At 70.8% G+C, this 16,372-nt stretch carries 14 protein-coding genes; 10 read left to right on the forward strand and 4 right to left on the reverse strand.

Features of this window, described 5'->3' with window-relative positions:
- Positions 1 to 8: 8 nt before the first annotated feature.
- A complete protein-coding gene (locus tag AB0E90_RS32290) occupies positions 9 to 1,622 on the forward strand; it encodes an acetolactate synthase (protein ID WP_360414426.1) in 1,614 nt (537 codons plus the stop codon).
- Here the strand turns inward: AB0E90_RS32290 and AB0E90_RS32295 are convergent, their stop codons facing one another.
- From AB0E90_RS32295 to AB0E90_RS32305, 3 genes are read right to left on the reverse strand one after another with little or no spacing between them, the layout of a single operon-like run.
- On the reverse strand, positions 1,623 to 1,973 hold the full coding sequence (locus tag AB0E90_RS32295) for a PLDc N-terminal domain-containing protein (protein WP_360414429.1): 351 nt from the start codon (positions 1,971 to 1,973) through the stop codon (positions 1,623 to 1,625).
- Positions 1,974 to 2,010: 37 nt separating this feature from the next.
- Positions 2,011 to 2,313, reverse strand: coding sequence for a DUF202 domain-containing protein (locus AB0E90_RS32300; protein ID WP_360414432.1), 303 nt, complete (start codon positions 2,311 to 2,313; stop codon positions 2,011 to 2,013).
- On the reverse strand, positions 2,310 to 2,696 hold the full coding sequence (locus tag AB0E90_RS32305) for a DUF202 domain-containing protein (protein WP_360414701.1): 387 nt from the start codon (positions 2,694 to 2,696) through the stop codon (positions 2,310 to 2,312). Before AB0E90_RS32305 ends, AB0E90_RS32300 begins: the two co-directional genes overlap by 4 nt.
- A 353-nt stretch (positions 2,697 to 3,049) precedes the next feature.
- On the opposite strand from AB0E90_RS32305, the gene AB0E90_RS32310 reads away from it, so the two are divergent.
- The 9 genes from AB0E90_RS32310 to gatA all read left to right on the forward strand — a co-directional run bounded on the left by AB0E90_RS32310 (position 3,050) and on the right by gatA (position 14,873).
- Positions 3,050 to 3,826 (forward strand): electron transfer flavoprotein subunit beta/FixA family protein, encoded by a 777-nt coding sequence (locus tag AB0E90_RS32310; RefSeq protein WP_360414435.1) that lies wholly within the window; start codon positions 3,050 to 3,052, stop codon positions 3,824 to 3,826.
- Positions 3,827 to 3,836: 10 nt separating this feature from the next.
- Positions 3,837 to 4,796 carry an electron transfer flavoprotein subunit alpha/FixB family protein gene (locus AB0E90_RS32315; protein ID WP_360414438.1) on the forward strand — a complete coding sequence of 320 codons (960 nt, stop codon included), beginning with the start codon at positions 3,837 to 3,839 and terminating at the stop codon, positions 4,794 to 4,796.
- 73 nt (positions 4,797 to 4,869) lie between these two features.
- Positions 4,870 to 6,045, forward strand: coding sequence for a cysteine desulfurase family protein (locus AB0E90_RS32320; protein ID WP_360414441.1), 1,176 nt, complete (start codon positions 4,870 to 4,872; stop codon positions 6,043 to 6,045).
- Between the two features lie 12 nt (positions 6,046 to 6,057).
- The gene (mnmA, locus tag AB0E90_RS32325; protein ID WP_360414444.1) at positions 6,058 to 7,170 is read left to right on the forward strand and encodes a tRNA 2-thiouridine(34) synthase MnmA; all 1,113 of its coding nucleotides are present in this window, start codon (positions 6,058 to 6,060) and stop codon (positions 7,168 to 7,170) included.
- A complete protein-coding gene (locus AB0E90_RS32330; protein WP_360414447.1) occupies positions 7,163 to 8,149 on the forward strand; it encodes a methionine synthase in 987 nt (328 codons plus the stop codon). The genes mnmA and AB0E90_RS32330 overlap by 8 nt, the downstream gene beginning before the upstream one ends.
- Positions 8,150 to 8,245: 96 nt before the next feature.
- The gene (gene ligA / locus AB0E90_RS32335; protein ID WP_360414703.1) at positions 8,246 to 10,600 is read left to right on the forward strand and encodes an NAD-dependent DNA ligase LigA; all 2,355 of its coding nucleotides are present in this window, start codon (positions 8,246 to 8,248) and stop codon (positions 10,598 to 10,600) included.
- A 337-nt stretch (positions 10,601 to 10,937) separates the two neighbouring features.
- Positions 10,938 to 12,884, forward strand: a complete 1,947-nt coding sequence (locus tag AB0E90_RS32340) for an EAL domain-containing protein (RefSeq protein ID WP_360414450.1) — start codon at positions 10,938 to 10,940, stop codon at positions 12,882 to 12,884.
- 223 nt (positions 12,885 to 13,107) lie between these two features.
- Positions 13,108 to 13,407 carry an Asp-tRNA(Asn)/Glu-tRNA(Gln) amidotransferase subunit GatC gene (gatC, locus tag AB0E90_RS32345; protein WP_360414705.1) on the forward strand — a complete coding sequence of 100 codons (300 nt, stop codon included), beginning with the start codon at positions 13,108 to 13,110 and terminating at the stop codon, positions 13,405 to 13,407.
- A gap of 2 nt (positions 13,408 to 13,409) precedes the next feature.
- Positions 13,410 to 14,873: an Asp-tRNA(Asn)/Glu-tRNA(Gln) amidotransferase subunit GatA gene (gene gatA, locus AB0E90_RS32350; protein WP_360414707.1), complete on the forward strand. Its 1,464-nt coding sequence runs from the start codon at positions 13,410 to 13,412 to the stop codon at positions 14,871 to 14,873.
- A gap of 25 nt (positions 14,874 to 14,898) precedes the next feature.
- Here the strand turns inward: gatA and AB0E90_RS32355 are convergent, their stop codons facing one another.
- Positions 14,899 to 16,356 (reverse strand): M1 family metallopeptidase, encoded by a 1,458-nt coding sequence (locus AB0E90_RS32355; RefSeq protein WP_360414453.1) that lies wholly within the window; start codon positions 16,354 to 16,356, stop codon positions 14,899 to 14,901.
- Positions 16,357 to 16,372: the final 16 nt, after the last annotated feature.

The raw sequence follows: 16,372 nt of genomic DNA on the forward strand, positions 1-16,372 counted from the left end.
TTTCATCCATGGCTGAAGTGATCGAGGGGCATGGCGGCGATCTGGCGCTGGCGGCGCTGCGGGCGTTCGGGGTGCGGGAGATGTTCACCCTCTCCGGCGGGCACGTCTTCCCGCTCTACGACGCGGCGCATAAGGGCAACTTCCCGATCTATGACGTACGCCATGAGCAGTCCGCCGTTTTCGCGGCTGAGGCCGTCGCCAAGCTGCAGCGCCGGCCGGGCCTCGCGGTGCTCACCGCCGGCCCCGGCGTGACCAACGGCATCTCCGGTCTGACCAGCGCGTTCTTCAACGCCTCGCCGGTGCTCGTGCTCGGAGGTCGGGCGCCGCAGTTCCGCTGGGGCTCGGGCAGCCTGCAGGAGTTCGACCACGTGCCGCTGGTCGCCCCGGTGACGAAATACGCGGGCACGGTCACCGGCACCGACAACATCCCCGGCGAGATCCGGGCGGCGCTCACCGCGGCGCTCACCCCGCACCGCGGGCCGGCCTTCCTCGACCTGCCGCTCGAGGTGGTCTTCTCCTCCGGCGAGGCGGCCGCGCCCGGCGAGCCGGCGGTGCCGGTGCTCGAGGCCGATCCTGACGAGGTGCAGCGGGCCGCGACGCTGCTGGCCGGCGCCCAGCGCCCGGTGATCATCGCGGGCTCGGACGTCTGGGGCGGTGGCGCGGTCGGCGAGCTGCGGGCCGCGGCCGAGGCGTTGCAGGTGCCGGTCTTCACCAACGGCATGGGCCGGGGCGCGTTGCCGCCGTCGCACCCGCTCGCATTCGCGAAAGCCCGGCGGGCCGCGCTCAACGAGGCCGACGTGGTCTGCGTGATCGGCACGCCGCTCGACTTCCGGCTCGGCTTCGGCGAGTTCGGCGAGGCCCAGGTCATCCACATCGTGGACGCGCCGACGCAGCGGGCCACGCACGTCACCCCGGTCGTCTCGCCCGCCGGTGACCTGCGGCGGATCCTGGCCGCGCTGGCGGGTTCCGGCGGCGATCATGCCGAGTGGATCGAGGGCCTGCGCGCCGCCGAGGATGCCGGCAAGGCCCGCGACGCCGAGGCGATGGCGGCCGAGACCGACCCGATCAAGCCGGCCCGCGTCTACGGCGAGCTGCGCAAGATCCTGGCCGAGGACGCGGTCACCATCGGTGACGGCGGCGACTTCGTCTCCTACGCCGGCCGCTACCTCGAACCGGCCCAGCCCGGCACCTGGCTCGACCCCGGCCCGTACGGATGCCTCGGCACCGGCATGGGTTATGCGATGGGGGCCCGGGTGACCTATCCCGACCGGCAGATCTGCGTGCTGCTCGGCGACGGCGCGGCCGGTTTCTCGCTGATGGACGCCGAGTCGCTGGTGCGGCAGAAGCTTCCGGTCGTGATGGTGGTCGGCAACAACGGCATCTGGGGCCTGGAGAAGCACCCGATGAACGCGATGTACGGCTACGACGTGGCCGCCGACCTGCAGCCCGGCCTGCGTTACGACGACGTGGTGCGCGCCCTCGGCGGTGCGGGGGAGACGGTCGAGAAGTCCGCCGACCTGGCGCCGGCCCTGGCACGTGCCTTCGACGCGGGTGTTCCGTACCTGGTAAACGTGCTGACCGACCCGGCCGATGCCTATCCTCGCAGCTCCAACCTCGCTTAGTTATTTCTCGTCGTCGCCGTTCTTCTTGAACTCCCGCTCCCACCGATCGAGGGCCTCGCGGTCGCGGCGGGACTGTTCCGAGTTCATCTTGCGCAGGAAGTCGGGATCGTCGTCCGGTGAGGACGGGCGCGAGCTGCCGCGATGGGCGGGCGGCCCGCCCTCCCGGGGTGCGGCGACCGGGCGGCCCCACAGGAAGTAGGCGAGCGGGCCGAGCAGCGGGATCAGGATGATGATGAGCACCCAGAGGGCGCGCGGCGCGTTGCGCACACGCTCGACGGACAGCGCGCTGATCAACGCCAGCACAAAAAGGATCAGCTGCAGAGCAGCCAGGAAGATGAACACCCGCACCATGAGCCAATGATGACTCGGCGGCGGCCTTCCGGCGACGTCAGAGCATGACAACTAACCCGCCGAGCGCGGCCAGGGCCGCGGTGATCAGCGCATAGACGGGCACGGCACGGCGGGCCGGCTGCGGTGGAGTCCGGCCCAGGGCGTACGAGCGGCGGTAGGCGAGCGCGATCAGGGCCACCCAGCCGAACATGGCCGTGGCCGCCACCAGCCAGGCCGGCACGCCGGCGTCGGGCCGGAAGGCGGGGCGGGCGGCGAGCAGCCCGACCGCGGTGGCGGAGAGGCCGGTGCGCCGCCACGCCATCCGGGTGCGTTCGGCCGAGGCGCCCGGGTCGGGACTCACTCGACCGCCTTGATCACAACCGCGACGACCAGAAGCAGCGCGCCGGCCGCGACCACGATGGCGAGGATCGCGGGGAACTTCGAGCCCGGCAGCTCCCGGCCCAGCCGCATGGCCCGCTCGGTGCGCGCCCAGTGGTCGACCGCGCGCAGCGCCACCATCCCGCCGAGCAGCAGCAGGGCGATCGCGATCACCTCGCGCAGGTACGCGACCGGCAGCGGCGGCAGGAACTGCGCGCAGGCCAGGCCGCCGGCGATCAGCGCGAGGCCGGTGCGGATCCAGGCCAGGAACGTGCGCTCGTTGGCCAGCGAGAACCGGTAATCCGGGGTGCGGCCGACGGTGGGTTGCTTCTCCGGATCGAACCACTGCCGCAAGCCACCGAGCACCGGTTGATTATTGACCGGATCGGTCAAGAAGGCTCATCCAGAGACTGCGGACTTCGTCACTGACGCACGATTCACGGGTGCGTCCGCAGCGGCACCACGGCGAGTCCGGGCCGGTTCGACCATGGGACTGCATCGCGGGGCCGAGTGGCCGTGGTACAGAGTGGGGGACGGGCGGGCGAAACCCGTCGAGTAGTGGAGCGATTTGGCCGGACATATCGCGACACCTCCTCAGCCCATCATGGTGAGGTGTGTCACTCTGGGTGGCTGTCACGTCTAAGCTACTGGCGGGTAACCTTCCAGCAGGTGTCCGATCGCAACGGTGCGTTCATAAACAGGAGGGTCGTAGGAGCGCGATGAACATCGTCGTTTTGGTGAAGCAGGTGCCCGACTCCGGTGCTTCGCGTGAGTTGGCGAGCGACAACACGGTCGATCGTGCCTCGGCGAGCAACGTGATCAACGAGATGGACGAGTACGCCATCGAAGAGGCGTTGAAGATCAAAGAGGCTCACGGCGGCGAGGTCACGGTGCTGACCATGGGTCCCGCCGGTGCCACCGAGTCCATCCGTAAGGCGCTCTCGATGGGCCCCGACAAGGCGGTCCACGTGACCGACGACGCCCTGCACGGCTCCTGCGCCGTGGCGACCAGCAAGGTCCTGGCGGCCGCGCTGAGCACGCTGAACGCTGACCTGATCATCGCCGGTGCGGAGAGCACCGACGGTCGCGTGCAGGTCATGCCGCACATGCTGGCCGAGCGGCTCGGCATCGCGGCGCTGACCGGCGCCCGCAAGCTCACCGTCGAGGGCTCCCAGCTGACGGCCGAGCGCCAGACCGACGAGGGCTACGAGGTGGTCACCGCCGCCACGCCCGCCGTGGTGAGTGTCTGGGACACCATCAACGAGCCGCGCTACCCATCCTTCAAGGGCATCATGGCCGCCAAGAAGAAGCCGGTGCAGACCCTGTCGCTGGCCGACCTGGGCGTGAGCGCGGACGAGGTCGGCACGGCCGGCGCGACCAGCCAGGTGCTGGAGTTCGCCAAGCGCCCGCCGCGCAGCGCCGGCACGAAGGTCACCGACGAGGGCGACGGCGGCTCACAGCTCGTGTCGTACCTGGTCACCGAGAAGTTCGTCTGAGGAGGCTGTCGTGGCTGAAGTTCTGGTCGTTGTAGAGGCCTCCGCATCCGCCGGGGTCAAGAAGGTCACGCTCGAGATGCTGACCATCGCCCGCACGCTGGGCACGCCCAGCGCCGTGGTGCTGGGCGGCGCGGGCGCCGCCGATGCTTTCAAGGACAAACTTGCCGAGTACGGCGCGGAGAAGGTCTACGCCGGCGAGGGTGACGAGGTGGACGGCTACCTGGTCGCCCCCAAGGCCACCGTCGTCGCCGAGCTGGTCAGGAGCGTCCAGCCGGCCGCGGTCCTGCTGGCCTCGACCCAGGAGGGCAAGGAGATCGCCGGCCGCCTCGCGGTCAAGCTGGACAACGGCCTGCTGATCGACGCCGTGGCGCTGGACGCCGACGGCGCCGCCACGCAGGGCATCTTCGCCGGCAGCGCGATCGTGAAGTCCAAGGTCACGCGCGGTCTGCCGATCGTGACGATCCGCCCGAACTCCACCACCCCTGAACCCGCCCCGGCGGCGGGCACGGTCGAGCAGCTCCCGGTGAACGTGAGCGACGCCGACAAGCTCACCAAGGTGGTCGAGCGGGTGGCCGAGAAGAAGGGCTCCCGCCCCGAGCTCACCGAGGCCTCGATCGTGGTGTCCGGCGGCCGCGGGGTGGCCAGCGCCGACAACTTCAAGCTGGTCGAGGAGCTCGCCGACCTGCTCGGCGGCGCCGTGGGCGCCTCCCGGGCCGCGGTCGACTCCGGCTTCTACCCCCACCAGTTCCAGGTGGGCCAGACCGGCAAGACGGTGTCGCCGCAGCTCTACGTGGCTCTCGGCATCTCCGGCGCGATTCAGCACCGGGCCGGCATGCAGACCAGCAAGACGATCGTCGCGGTCAACAAGGACCCCGAGGCCCCGATCTTCGAGCTGGCCGACTACGGCGTGGTGGGCGACCTGTTCAAGGTCGTGCCCCAGGCCGCCGACGAGATCCGCAAGCGCAAGTAAGGCCTCCGGCTGGCGATGGGTGCGCAACCACACTCCGGTCGTGCACCCACGCTAGGCATAAGCTTGGCGACTGATGGCCTATCTGGATCACGCGGCGACCACCCCGATGCTCGAGGAAGCGCTGGAGGCATACGTCTCCGCTTCCCGCTCGGTCGGTAACCCGTCTTCGCTGCACGCGGCCGGCCGTTGTGCCCGCCGCCTGGTGGAAGAGTCGCGCGAGCGCATCGCCGCGGTTCTGAACGCCCGCCCGTCCGAGGTGATCTTCACCAGCGGCGGCACCGAGAGCGACAACCTGGCGACCAAGGGCATCTTCTGGTCCCAGCGGACCGCCTCCCTCAACCGCACCAGGGTGATCGCCTCGGCGGTCGAGCACCACGCCGTCCTCGACGCCGTGGACTGGCTCAACACCCACGAGGGCGCCGCGGTCAATCTGCTGCCGGTCGACCAGCAGGGCCGGGTCATCCTGGCCGACCTGGAAGAACTGATCACCCGCTACCGGGACGAGATCGCGGTGATCAGCGTTCAGTGGGCGAACAACGAGATCGGCACCATCCAGCCGATCCCCGCCCTGGCCCACCTGGCCGCCGAGGCCGGCATCCCGTTCCACACCGACGCCGTGCAGGCGGTCGGCCAGGTCCCGGTGGACTTCGCCGCGAGCGGCGCGGCCGCGATGACGATCACCGGCCACAAGCTGGGCGGCCCGGTCGGCGTCGGCGCTCTCCTGCTCGGCCGGGACGTCGCCTGCACCCCGCTGCTGCACGGCGGCGGCCAGGAACGCGACGTCCGCTCCGGCACCCTGGACACCGCCGGCGTGGCCGCCTTCGCGGTCGCCGTCGAGACCACCGTCAAATCCCAGCAGGAGTACGCCACCCGGGTCGGCGCCCTGCGAGACGACCTCGTGACCCGGGTCCGGGCCGTGGTCCCCGACGCCATCCTCAACGGCGATCCGACGGACCGTCTCGCCGGCAACGCGCATTTCAGCTTCCCCGGCTGCGAGGGCGACGCCCTGCTGCTCCTCCTCGACGCCCAGGGCATCGCCTGCTCGACCGGGTCGGCCTGTTCGGCCGGCGTGGCCCAGCCCAGCCACGTGCTGATCGCGATGGGCGCCGACGACGACCGTGCTCGATCCTCGCTCCGCTTCACCCTCGGCCACACCAGCGCCACCGCCGATGTCGACGAACTGCTGACCGCGCTCCCCGGCGCCGTCGAACGCGCCCGACGCGCGACCGCCTGGAAGACGCCGCGCTAGTAGGCTTGCGGCATGCGAGTTCTTGCGGCCATGTCCGGCGGTGTCGATTCCGCTGTCGCCGCCGCGCGCGCCCACGACGCCGGCCACGACGTCACCGGGGTGCACCTTGCGCTGGCGCGTAACCCCCAGACCTACCGAACTGGCGCGCGGGGCTGCTGCACGCTGGAAGACTCCCGCGACGCCCGGCGTGCCGCGGACGTGATCGGCATCCCGTTCTACGTCTGGGACATGGCCGACCAGTTCCACGAGAACGTCGTCGACGACTTCGTCGCGGAATATGCCGCCGGCCGCACCCCCAACCCCTGCCTGCGCTGCAACGAGAAGATCAAGTTCGCGGCCGTGCTGGACCGGGCGGTGGCGCTCGGCTTCGACGCGGTCGTCACCGGCCACCACGCCCGCCTCGGCGCCGACGGCCTGCTGCGCCGCAGCGTGGATATGCCGAAGGACCAGTCCTACGTGCTGGCGGTGCTGACCCGCGAGCAGCTCGACCGCTCGGTCTTCCCGCTCGGCGACTCGACCAAGGCCCGGGTGCGGGAAGAGGCGGCCGAGCGCGGCCTCGCGGTGGCCGACAAGCCCGACTCGCACGACATCTGCTTCATCGCCGACGGCGACACCAAGGGCTTTCTGGAGCGCAAGCTGGGCTCGGCGCCGGGTGACATCGTCGATTCGCGTACGGGTGAGAAGCTGGGCACCCACAACGGCGCGTTCGCCTACACGATCGGCCAGCGCAAGGGCCTCGACCTGCGGGTGCCCGCGCCCGACGGCCGGCCGCGATACGTGCTGTCGATCACGCCGAAGACCAACACCGTCACCGTCGGGTCGCGCGAGGAACTGGCCGTCGACACGGTCACCGCGAGCCGGGTGATCTGGCACGGTTCGGCCACGCCGCTCGAGTGCGAGGTGCAGCTGCGTGCGCACGGCGAGGTCGTGCCCGCCTCGGTGGTGGTGGAAGGCGGCACGCTGACCGCCCGGCTGCACGAGACGGCCCGGGGGGTGGCGGCCGGCCAGGCGATCGTCGCCTATCGGCGCGACCCCGCCGGTGACATCGTGCTCGGCTCGGCGACCATCACGGCCGGTTCCCTATCGGCCGACCTGCAGACCTCTGGCGGTGCGGCACGTGCCTGACTTTCCCTGGCCGACCGGGGCGGCCACCGGGATCGGGTCTCTTCCGGGCACCGACGTCGTCGAGGCGCAACGCCTCGTCCTCGGCGAGCTGCCCGACCTGCCTCACCTGCCCGAGCTGCCGGACCGCGGGCCGGGCGCCGACATCATCGGCCGCACCGCCGGGCTCCTGGTGGAGATGCCGGTGCAGCTCTACGCCGGGCGCTGGCAGATGGCGCCACGGCCCGGAAAAGACCTGCGCCGCACCACCGACCTGCTTGAACGCGACCTGGACCAGATGACCGAGGCGGGCGACGGGTTCGCCGGCACGTTCAAGGTGCAGGCGGCCGGGCCGTGGACCCTCGCGGCCGGCATCGACCTGCTGATCGGCGGGCGGGTGTTGCGCGATCCGGGTGCGGTGCGCGACCTCACCGACTCGCTGGCCGAGGGGTTGCGCCGGCACGTGGAGGACGTGCGTAAACGGCTGCCGCGCGCGACCGTGCTGCTGCAGCTCGACGAGCCGTCGCTGCCCACGGTGCTGGCCGGGCACGTGCGCACCGAGAGCGGCCTCGGGGCCTATCCGGCGGTCGACGGGCCGGCCGCGGCCACCGCGCTGCGGACGATCGTCGAGCAGGTGGGTGTGCCGGTCGTGGCGCATTGCTGCGCTCCCGCCGTACCGTTGCAGGTTTTTCGGGATGCGCAGGCCGCGGCCGTCGCGTTCGACCTGTCGCTGCTGAAAGATCTTGATCCGCTGGGTGAGGCGATCGAGGCCGGTCTCGGCCTCTTCGTCGGCGCGGCGCCGACCTCCGGGCCGTCGCCGGACGGCAAGCAGGTGGCCGAGCGGGTGCGCAACCTCTGGTCCCGGCTCGGGTTCCCGGCGGCGCGGCTGCCGGAGCAGGCGGTGATCACTCCGGCGTGCGGTCTGGCGGGGGCCTCTCCGGCGTACGTCCGGGCCGCGCTGACCGCCTGCCGGGAAGCCGGGCGGCGGCTCGCCGAGGCCTGACGCGCCCCGCGAAATTGTCGTACCCGGCGACTACCGTTCCTCCTAGCTCAAAGAGTTACGGAGGTTGCGGTGGCCGAGAAGCAGGACGACGTCGAGGTGGTGGCTCCCACTGCTGAGCAGGAGGCCGCCGCCGGCAAGGACCCGACGTCCGAGGCCAGTGGGCGCCATGCCGAGCTGGCCGAGGAGCTCCGCGGGCACCAATACCGGTATTACGTGCTCGACTCGCCGACCATCTCCGACGCCGATTTCGACAAGATGCTGCGGGAGCTCTCTGCGCTGGAGGAGGAGTTCCCGGCGCTGCGCACCCCCGACTCACCCACACAAAATGTCGGCGGCACCTTCTCCACGCTGTTCACCCCGGTCGAGCACGCCGAGCGCATGCTGTCGCTCGACAACGTCTTCGACACCGACGAGCTGGCCGCGTGGACCGAGCGCACGATCCGCGACGCCGGCGGTCCGACCCCGTTCATCTGCGAGCTCAAGGTCGACGGTCTGGCGATCAACCTGACCTACGAGAAGGGCAAGCTGGTCCGCGGCGCGACTCGGGGCGACGGGCGCACGGGTGAGGACGTCACGTCCAACGTGCGCACCATCCGCGAGATCCCCGAGCGGCTCGCCGGTGACAACCCGCCCGACCTGCTCGAGGTGCGCGGCGAGATCTACTTCCCGGTGTCCGCGTTCGCCGACCTCAACGCGTCGCTTGTCGAGCAGGGCAAGGCGCCGTTCGCCAACCCGCGCAACGCCGCCGCCGGCAGCCTCCGGCAGAAAGACCCGCGCATCACGGCGTCGCGCGGCCTGCGCATGGTGGTGCACGGCATCGGCGCCCGGGTCGGCTTCACCCCGACGTCCCAGTCGCACGCCTACGAAGCGCTGAAGGAGTGGGGCCTGCCCACCAGCGACCGGTGGAAACTGGTCGACGACCTGGCCGGCGTGCGGGATTACGTCGCCTACTACGGCGAGCACCGGCACGACGTCGAGCACGAGATCGACGGCGTCGTGGTCAAGATCGACTCGGTGTCGATCCAGGGCCGGCTCGGCTCGACCTCGCGGGCGCCGCGCTGGGCGATCGCCTTCAAATACCCACCCGAGGAAGTCACCACCAAGCTGCTCGACATCGCGGTCAACGTCGGGCGCACCGGCCGGGTCACCCCGTTCGCGATCCTCGAGCCGGTCAAGGTGGCCGGCTCCACGGTCGCCCAGGCCACCCTGCACAACGCGCGCGAGGTGGAGCGCAAGGGCGTGCTGATCGGCGACACGATCGTGCTGCGCAAGGCCGGCGACGTGATCCCCGAGGTGCTCGGTCCGGTCATCGACCTGCGCCCCGACGACGCCCGCGCCTTCGTGATGCCGACCGACTGTCCCTCCTGCGGCACGACACTCGCGCCGGCCAAGGAGAGCGACATCGACATCCGCTGTCCCAACACCCGGTCCTGCCCGTCGCAGTTGCGCGAGCGGGTGTTCCACCTGGCCGGCCGGGGCGGGTTCGACATCGAGGTGCTCGGCTACAAGGCCGGCCAGGCCCTGCTCGACTCGCACGTGATCGGTGACGAGGGCGATCTGTTCGCGCTGACCGAGGAGCAGTTGCGCCAGTCCCCGTTCTTCGTCAACCAGGACGGCAGCCTCGGCAGCAACGCCGTGCGCCTGCTGGAAAACCTGGAGAAGGCCAAGCAGCAGCCGCTGTGGCGAGTGCTGGTGGCCCTGTCCATCCGGCACGTGGGCCCGACGGCGGCGCAGGCGCTGGCGCGCGAGTTCGGCTCAATGGAGGCAATCGAGCAGATCGTCCAGACCAAGCCTCCGCTCGCGGAGCCCGCCGCCGACGAACCGGCGGCTTCGGCCCCCGCCGCCTCCGAGGAGTCGCCTGCTGACGCCGCGGCCGTTTCCCCGGCGGGCGCCGTAGCCGGCTCCTCGGCGGCGGAGACAGCGGAGGCGGTGGTTGCTGCGGATGGGGCGGCGGAGGGCGCTGCCGGCGAATCGTCCGGGAAGGCGGGCGCCAAGCGTAAGCCGAAGGCCGAGCCTGACCCGCTGTCATCGGTGGAGGGCGTCGGTCCGACGATCGCCGAGAGCCTGCGTGAGTGGTTCGGCGTCGACTGGCACCGTGACATCGTCCGCAAGTGGCGTGAGGCCGGCGTGCGCATGGCCGACGAGCGGGTCGACACCGGTCCGCGCCCGCTCGAGGGGATGACTCTCGTGGTCACCGGGACGCTGTCGACGCACTCCCGCGATCAGGCCACCGAGGCGGTGACGTCGCGAGGCGGCAAAGTGAGTGGCTCGGTCTCGAAGAAGACCGCGTTCGTCGTGGTGGGCGACAACCCGGGCAGCAAATACGACAAGGCCCTGCAGCTGAAGGTTCCGGTCCTCGACGAGCAGGGCTTCGCCGTCCTGCTCACCGACGGCCCCGAGGCCGCCCGGGCGATCGCCGAGATGGCACCCGAGCCGACCGCCGAAGGCTGAGCCGAGGCCGATCGGGTTGTCACTCGGGAGAGGTAATTTTTAGAGAATGAGCGTTTGAAGGCTTATGCCGATTTGATAACGCCCTAGCTGTTTCGCGGCTTGCGGACAATGCGGATCTATGGTGAAAACCATCGGTTGATCCCGCCATTGTGGAGGTCGCATGGACGCCGCACGCCGTCGCAGGGTGGGCGGTCGCGTGGGGGGCGGTGGCGCCGAGGGCGGCCGCGTCCGGGGCGATCGTGCCGAGGGGCGTTCCGACAGTGGTCGCGATGAGCCGGAGAGCGGGCGGGGTGCGGCTGGGCGGCGGCGGGCCGTTCTGGTGACCGTTGGGCTGGCTGTGCTGGCCGATCTAGTGCTGTGGGTCTGCGGGGTCGGGACGTTTGCGGCGCTGCCGGGGGCGTACTGGCTGATGGCCGGGTTGGCCGTGGTCGTTGATGCCCGGCCCTATGTGGTGGCTGATCGGCGGGCGAGCTCGGTGATCCTGCCGTCCATCTGTTTTACCTTTGCCATTGCTCTGGCCTGGGGGTTTGTGCCGGCGCTGGCGGTGCAGCTGGGTGCGGTGGCCGTGGCGGGGCTGCGGATGCGGCAGCCGGTGCGGCGCACGGTGCATCTTGCTTTGCAGCATGCCGTTGCTACCGGTGCGGCGGCGGCGGTTGCGGCGGTGGTCTCGCTGCACATCGGGCCGCGCCCGGACTGGGATGACGCGCTGCTCACCGTGGCGGCTGCGGCGGCCTGGATTCTTGCTCGGTACGGGCTGGCCGCGCTCGTTGCCCGGGCCGGGTCGCATCGGCGGCGCCGGCGGGCTCGGAAGCAGGGGGTCGAGGTGCTGGCCACGGCGGCGTTGCTGCTGCTCGGGCCGGTGGTGCTGGCTACCGCTCAGGTGGGGCTGGCGTTTGTGCCGCTCGTTTTGCTGGCGCTGCACGCGGTGCACCGGATGGTGCGGTCGGCGGGGGAGTCGGAGCGGGCCGCCCGGGTGGACGCGCTCACCGGGCTGCCGAACCGGCGGGCCCTGCAGTCGTCGGTCGGTGAGGGTGGGCGGGAGCGGGCGCTGCTTCTGCTCGACCTCGACCGGTTCCGGGCCGTCAACGACGCGCTCGGGCATCGGGTCGGTGACCAGCTGCTCGTCGAGGTGGGGCGGCGGCTCTCCGACGTGGTGCCGGCCCACGACCTGGTGGTGCGGCTCGGCGGGGACGAGTTCGCGGTGCTCGCCAACCGGGTCGACGGCGTGCCCGAGGCCCGGCGGATCGCCTATCACCTGGCCGAGGCGTTGAACCGGCCGTTCGCGATGGACGGCCTGCCGGTGGACGTAACCGCCTCGATCGGCATCGCTCTGGAGGGCGAGCCCGACGCCGACTGCGCCACGCTGCTGCGTGAGGCCGAGGTGGCCATGTACGACGCCAAGCAGCGCGGGGACCAGGTGGCGGTCTACGGGCCGGACGCTGCCCACCACTCGCCGGACCGCCTCACTCTGCTGGCCGACCTGCGCCGCGCGCTCCGGGAGGACGCGCCCGACGACGGGATCATGCTGTTCTATCAGCCGCAGATCGCCATCGCGACCGGCGAGGTGGTCGGGGTGGAGGCCCTGCTGCGCTGGCAGCACCCCGAGCGCGGGATGGTCGGCCCGGAGGAGCTGATCCGGGTGGCCGAGCCCACGCCGGTGATGCGCCTGCTGACCGGGCGGGTGCTGCACGACGTGGTGGCGCAGCTGGCCGCGTGGCGCGACGCCGGCACGCCGCTGCGCGCCGCGGTCAACGTCAGCGCCCGCGACCTGCACGCCGGCGGCATCGCCGACCGGGTGGACGAGCTGCTGCGCGAGTACGACGTGCCGGCCGACCTGCTGCAGCTCGAGATCACCGAGAGCGCCCTGATGGCCGACCCGCACCGGGTTCTCAACACGATCACCCGCCTGGACCGGATGGGGGTGGCCATCTCGCTCGACGACTTCGGCACCGGCTATTCGTCCCTGCAGCATCTGCGCCGGCTGCCGCTGGCCGAGGTGAAGATCGACCGCTCGTTCGTGCTCGGCATGGCCGGCGACCGGGGCGACGCCGCGATCGTCCGCTCGGTGATCGACCTGGCCGAGGCGCTGGGCCTGCGCGCGGTCGCCGAGGGCGTCGAGGATGAACGCACCTGGCGCATGCTCGCGGCGGCCGGCTGCCACGCCGCGCAGGGCTGGTTCCACGCCCGCCCGATGCCCCCGGCCGACCTGGCCACCTGGCTGTCCCGCTACCGGCCCCTGCGCCCCGGCCCACCCCCGCTTGCCATCCCCAGCTCCGCGCCGTGACAAGGCCACTTACGCAGGTCGCCCGGGTGGGGCGAGTGGTTTGGACGCGTCAGCGGCCAGCTCGGCCCGCCCGGGTCCCGACGGGAGTGACGGTCCGTACCCACCACCCAGGCACGACATGCAGATCTTGATCTTGGCAGTGATGTCGTCCCGGCGGGAGGCTCGGTTGGCGGGCGAAATAGACTCGCTCGGTCAGCTTCGGACTCGAGAAAGTAGGGGCATGATGGCCGCCATCTCCCGCGAAGAGGTTGCGCACCTCGCGCGCCTGTCGCGGCTCGCCGTGACCGAGCAGGAACTGGATCAGTTTGCGGGGCAGCTCGACGTGATCCTGCAGTCGGTCGCGCGGGTCGGCGAGGTGGCCGCGGATGACATTCCGCCCACCTCGCACTCCGTGCCGCTGACCAACGTTTACCGCGATGACGTTCCGCAACCGTCCCTCACGCAGGACGAGGCGCTCTCCGGCGCGCCCGATGCGTTCGAGGGTCGCTTCCGGGTGCCGCGGATCCTGGACGAGGAGGCGTGACGATGTCCGACCTGACCAGGATGTCGGCGGTCGAGCTGGCCGGCAAGATCGCTTCGAAGGAAGTTTCCGCGGTTGAGGTGGCGCAGGCTCACCTCGATCGGATCGCGGCCGTCGACGAGCGCGTGCACGCGTTCCTGCACGTCGACGCCGAGGGGGCGCTGGCCGCCGCAGCACGCGTCGACCGGGGCGAGGTCACCGGGCCGCTGGCCGGCGTGCCGGTTGCGGTCAAGGACGTGATCGCCACCAAGGGTGTGCCGACGACCGCCGCCTCCAAGATCCTCGAGGGGTGGCGGCCGCCCTACAACGCGACGATCGTGGAGCGGCTGCAGGCGGCCGGCACGGTGATGCTCGGCAAGACCAACATGGACGAGTTCGCCATGGGGTCGTCGACCGAATACTCGGCTTACGGCGCGACCAACAACCCGTGGGACCTCGGGCGCATCCCGGGCGGCTCCGGCGGTGGGTCGGCGGCGGCGCTGGCGGCCTACGAGGCGCCGCTGGCCATCGGCACCGACACCGGCGGGTCGATCCGGCAGCCCGGCGCGGTCACCGGCACGGTCGGGGCCAAGCCGACCTACGGCGGCACCTCCCGGTACGGCCTGATCGCGTTCTCGTCGTCGCTCGACACCCCGGGCCCGTGTGCTCGCAACGTCGAGGACACCGCGCTGCTGCACTCGGTGATCGCCGGCCACGACGTGCGCGACTCGACCTCGATCCCGCAGCCGGTGCCCGACGTGGTGGCGGCCGCGCGGCGGGGCGCGAGCGGCGACCTGACGGGCGTGAAGCTCGGCCTGGTCAAGGAGTTCGCCGGTGACGGCTCCGAGCCCGGTGTGGCCGCGGCCTTCCGCGAGTCGCTCGAGGCGCTGGTCAAGCTGGGCGCCGAGGTGGTCGAGGTGTCCTGCCCGAACTTCCAGTACGCCCTGCCGGCCTACTACTTGATCGCACCGAGTGAGTGCTCCTCCAACCTGGCCCGCTTCGACGGCGTCCGCTACGGCCTGCGGGTCGGCGACGACGGCAACCGGTCGCTCGAGGAGGTCATGTCGCTCACCCGCGACGCCGGCTTCGGCCCGGAGGTCAAGCGGCGCATCATTCTCGGGACGTACGCGTTGTCCAGCGGCTACTACGACGCCTACTACGGTCAGGCGCAGAAGGTCCGCACGCTGATCACGCGGGACTTCCAGAAGGCGTTCGAGCAGGTCGACGTGCTGGTCTCGCCGACCACGCCGTTCGTGGCCTTCCCGTTCGGGTCGCGCACCTCGGACCCGTACCAGATGTACCTGGCCGACCTGTTCACGATCCCGACCAACCTTTACGGCGGTCCGGCGATCTCGGTGCCGTGCGGGCTGTCCGAGGGGCTGCCGGTCGGCTTCCAGATCATGGCGCCGACCATGGCCGACGACCGGATGTACCGGGTGGGGGCGGCGCTCGAGTCCGCGGTCGGGACCCTCACGCCGCCGGCCCTCTGATTTTCTTGAAACGACGCCGGAGCCGTTATGGCTTCGGCGTCGTTTTGCCGTCCAGCCATGCGTTGATCAACTTGGTGAAGTCGCGACCGGTCTGCTTGTTGACGAACGCGGTGAACGACGCCCGGTCCTGCTGGGTGCCCTTCTGCGTCTGCACCCAGGCCTTGGCCAGCGCGAAGAACTTCGCGTCACCGAGCGCGTCGTTGAGCTCCTTGAGCATGGCGGCCGGGCAGATGTAGACGTTGCTCTCGGCGAAGTTGGCCGCCTTGGGGTGCGCCGGCGGGCCCAGCTTCTTGCGGTACTGCGCGTCGTATTTGCGCAGGTAGTCCTCGAGCTGCTTGCCGGTGAGGTGGTAGAGGTCCTTCTCCCAGAGGAACTGCGCGTACATCGCCCAGCCCTCGTTGAGCCACAGGTCGTTCCAGTCGCTCGGGGTGACCGCGTCGCCGAACCACTGGTGTGCGTACTCGTGGAGCAGGTCCTCCTCGAAGAACGCGGCGTCGAACTTCTTGACCTCCCGGCCCATCGTGATCATCTGCTGGGTCTCCATGCCGGAGGGCGAGTCGACCAGCACGATGCCGCCGGAGGGGAACGGGTACGGCCCGAAGCGCTTCTCCAGGAACGTCAGGAATTTCGGCGACTTCTTCAGCGAGACCAGCATCTTGGCGTCGGTCTTGTCGCGGTACCAGTACGTCAGCGGGATGCCGCGCGGGCCCTTGGCGGTGGCCTTCTTGTATTTGCCGACGGCCAGCGTCTGCAGGTAGGACGCCATCGGGTCGGCGCTGTGGTAGCTGAACGTGTTGCCCTCCTGCGCGGCGGGCGTGCCGGCCGCGATCGCCGACCAACCGGCCGGGACGGTCACCGCGATGTCGTAGAGCGCCTTGTCCGACGGCTGGTCGTTGGCCGGGTACCACGTGTACGCCCCGAAGGGCTCCTGCATCGTGAACAGGCCGCCCTCCTTGGTGATCGTCAGGCCGAGCGGCTCGGCGTCACCGCGGTGCGACGGCATCGGGGTGGTGGCCGGCTTGCCGTGGTAGCCGACCGTGAGCGTGACTGGTTTGTCCTTCGTCACGGCGGCCGGCACGACGAGGCGCTCGGCGGTGACCTTGGCGTCCGGCACGGCGGTGTCGTCGACCGTGACCTTGTCCAGCGTGTAGGGCTTGAAGTCGAGATTTATCGAGGCGGCGTCGGCGGCCGGCCGGATCTGCAGGGTGGCCTCGCCGGTCAGGATCTTGGTGCTCGGGACCCAGGAGAGCTTGAGGTCGTAATGCAGCACGTCGAGCTCGGCGTTGCCGTGCGCCGGGTAGAGCGGGTCCTTGACCGGGGCGGACGTGCCCTTGGTCCAGGCCGCGTAGTCGATCTTGGCGGCGGGCGCGGCCGGCTCAGCCGACGCCGGCGTTTCGGCCGTGAGCTTGTCGGCCTTACTGTCGCAACCGGCGACGAGAACAGCCGCGGCGAGGGCCACGGCCAGGAGTGGGGTGCGGTGCATGGGCCCGGACGCTACC

The sequence above is a fragment of the Actinoplanes sp. NPDC026619 genome, from assembly GCF_040638295.1.
In the GTDB taxonomy this organism is placed as follows: domain Bacteria; phylum Actinomycetota; class Actinomycetes; order Mycobacteriales; family Micromonosporaceae; genus Actinoplanes.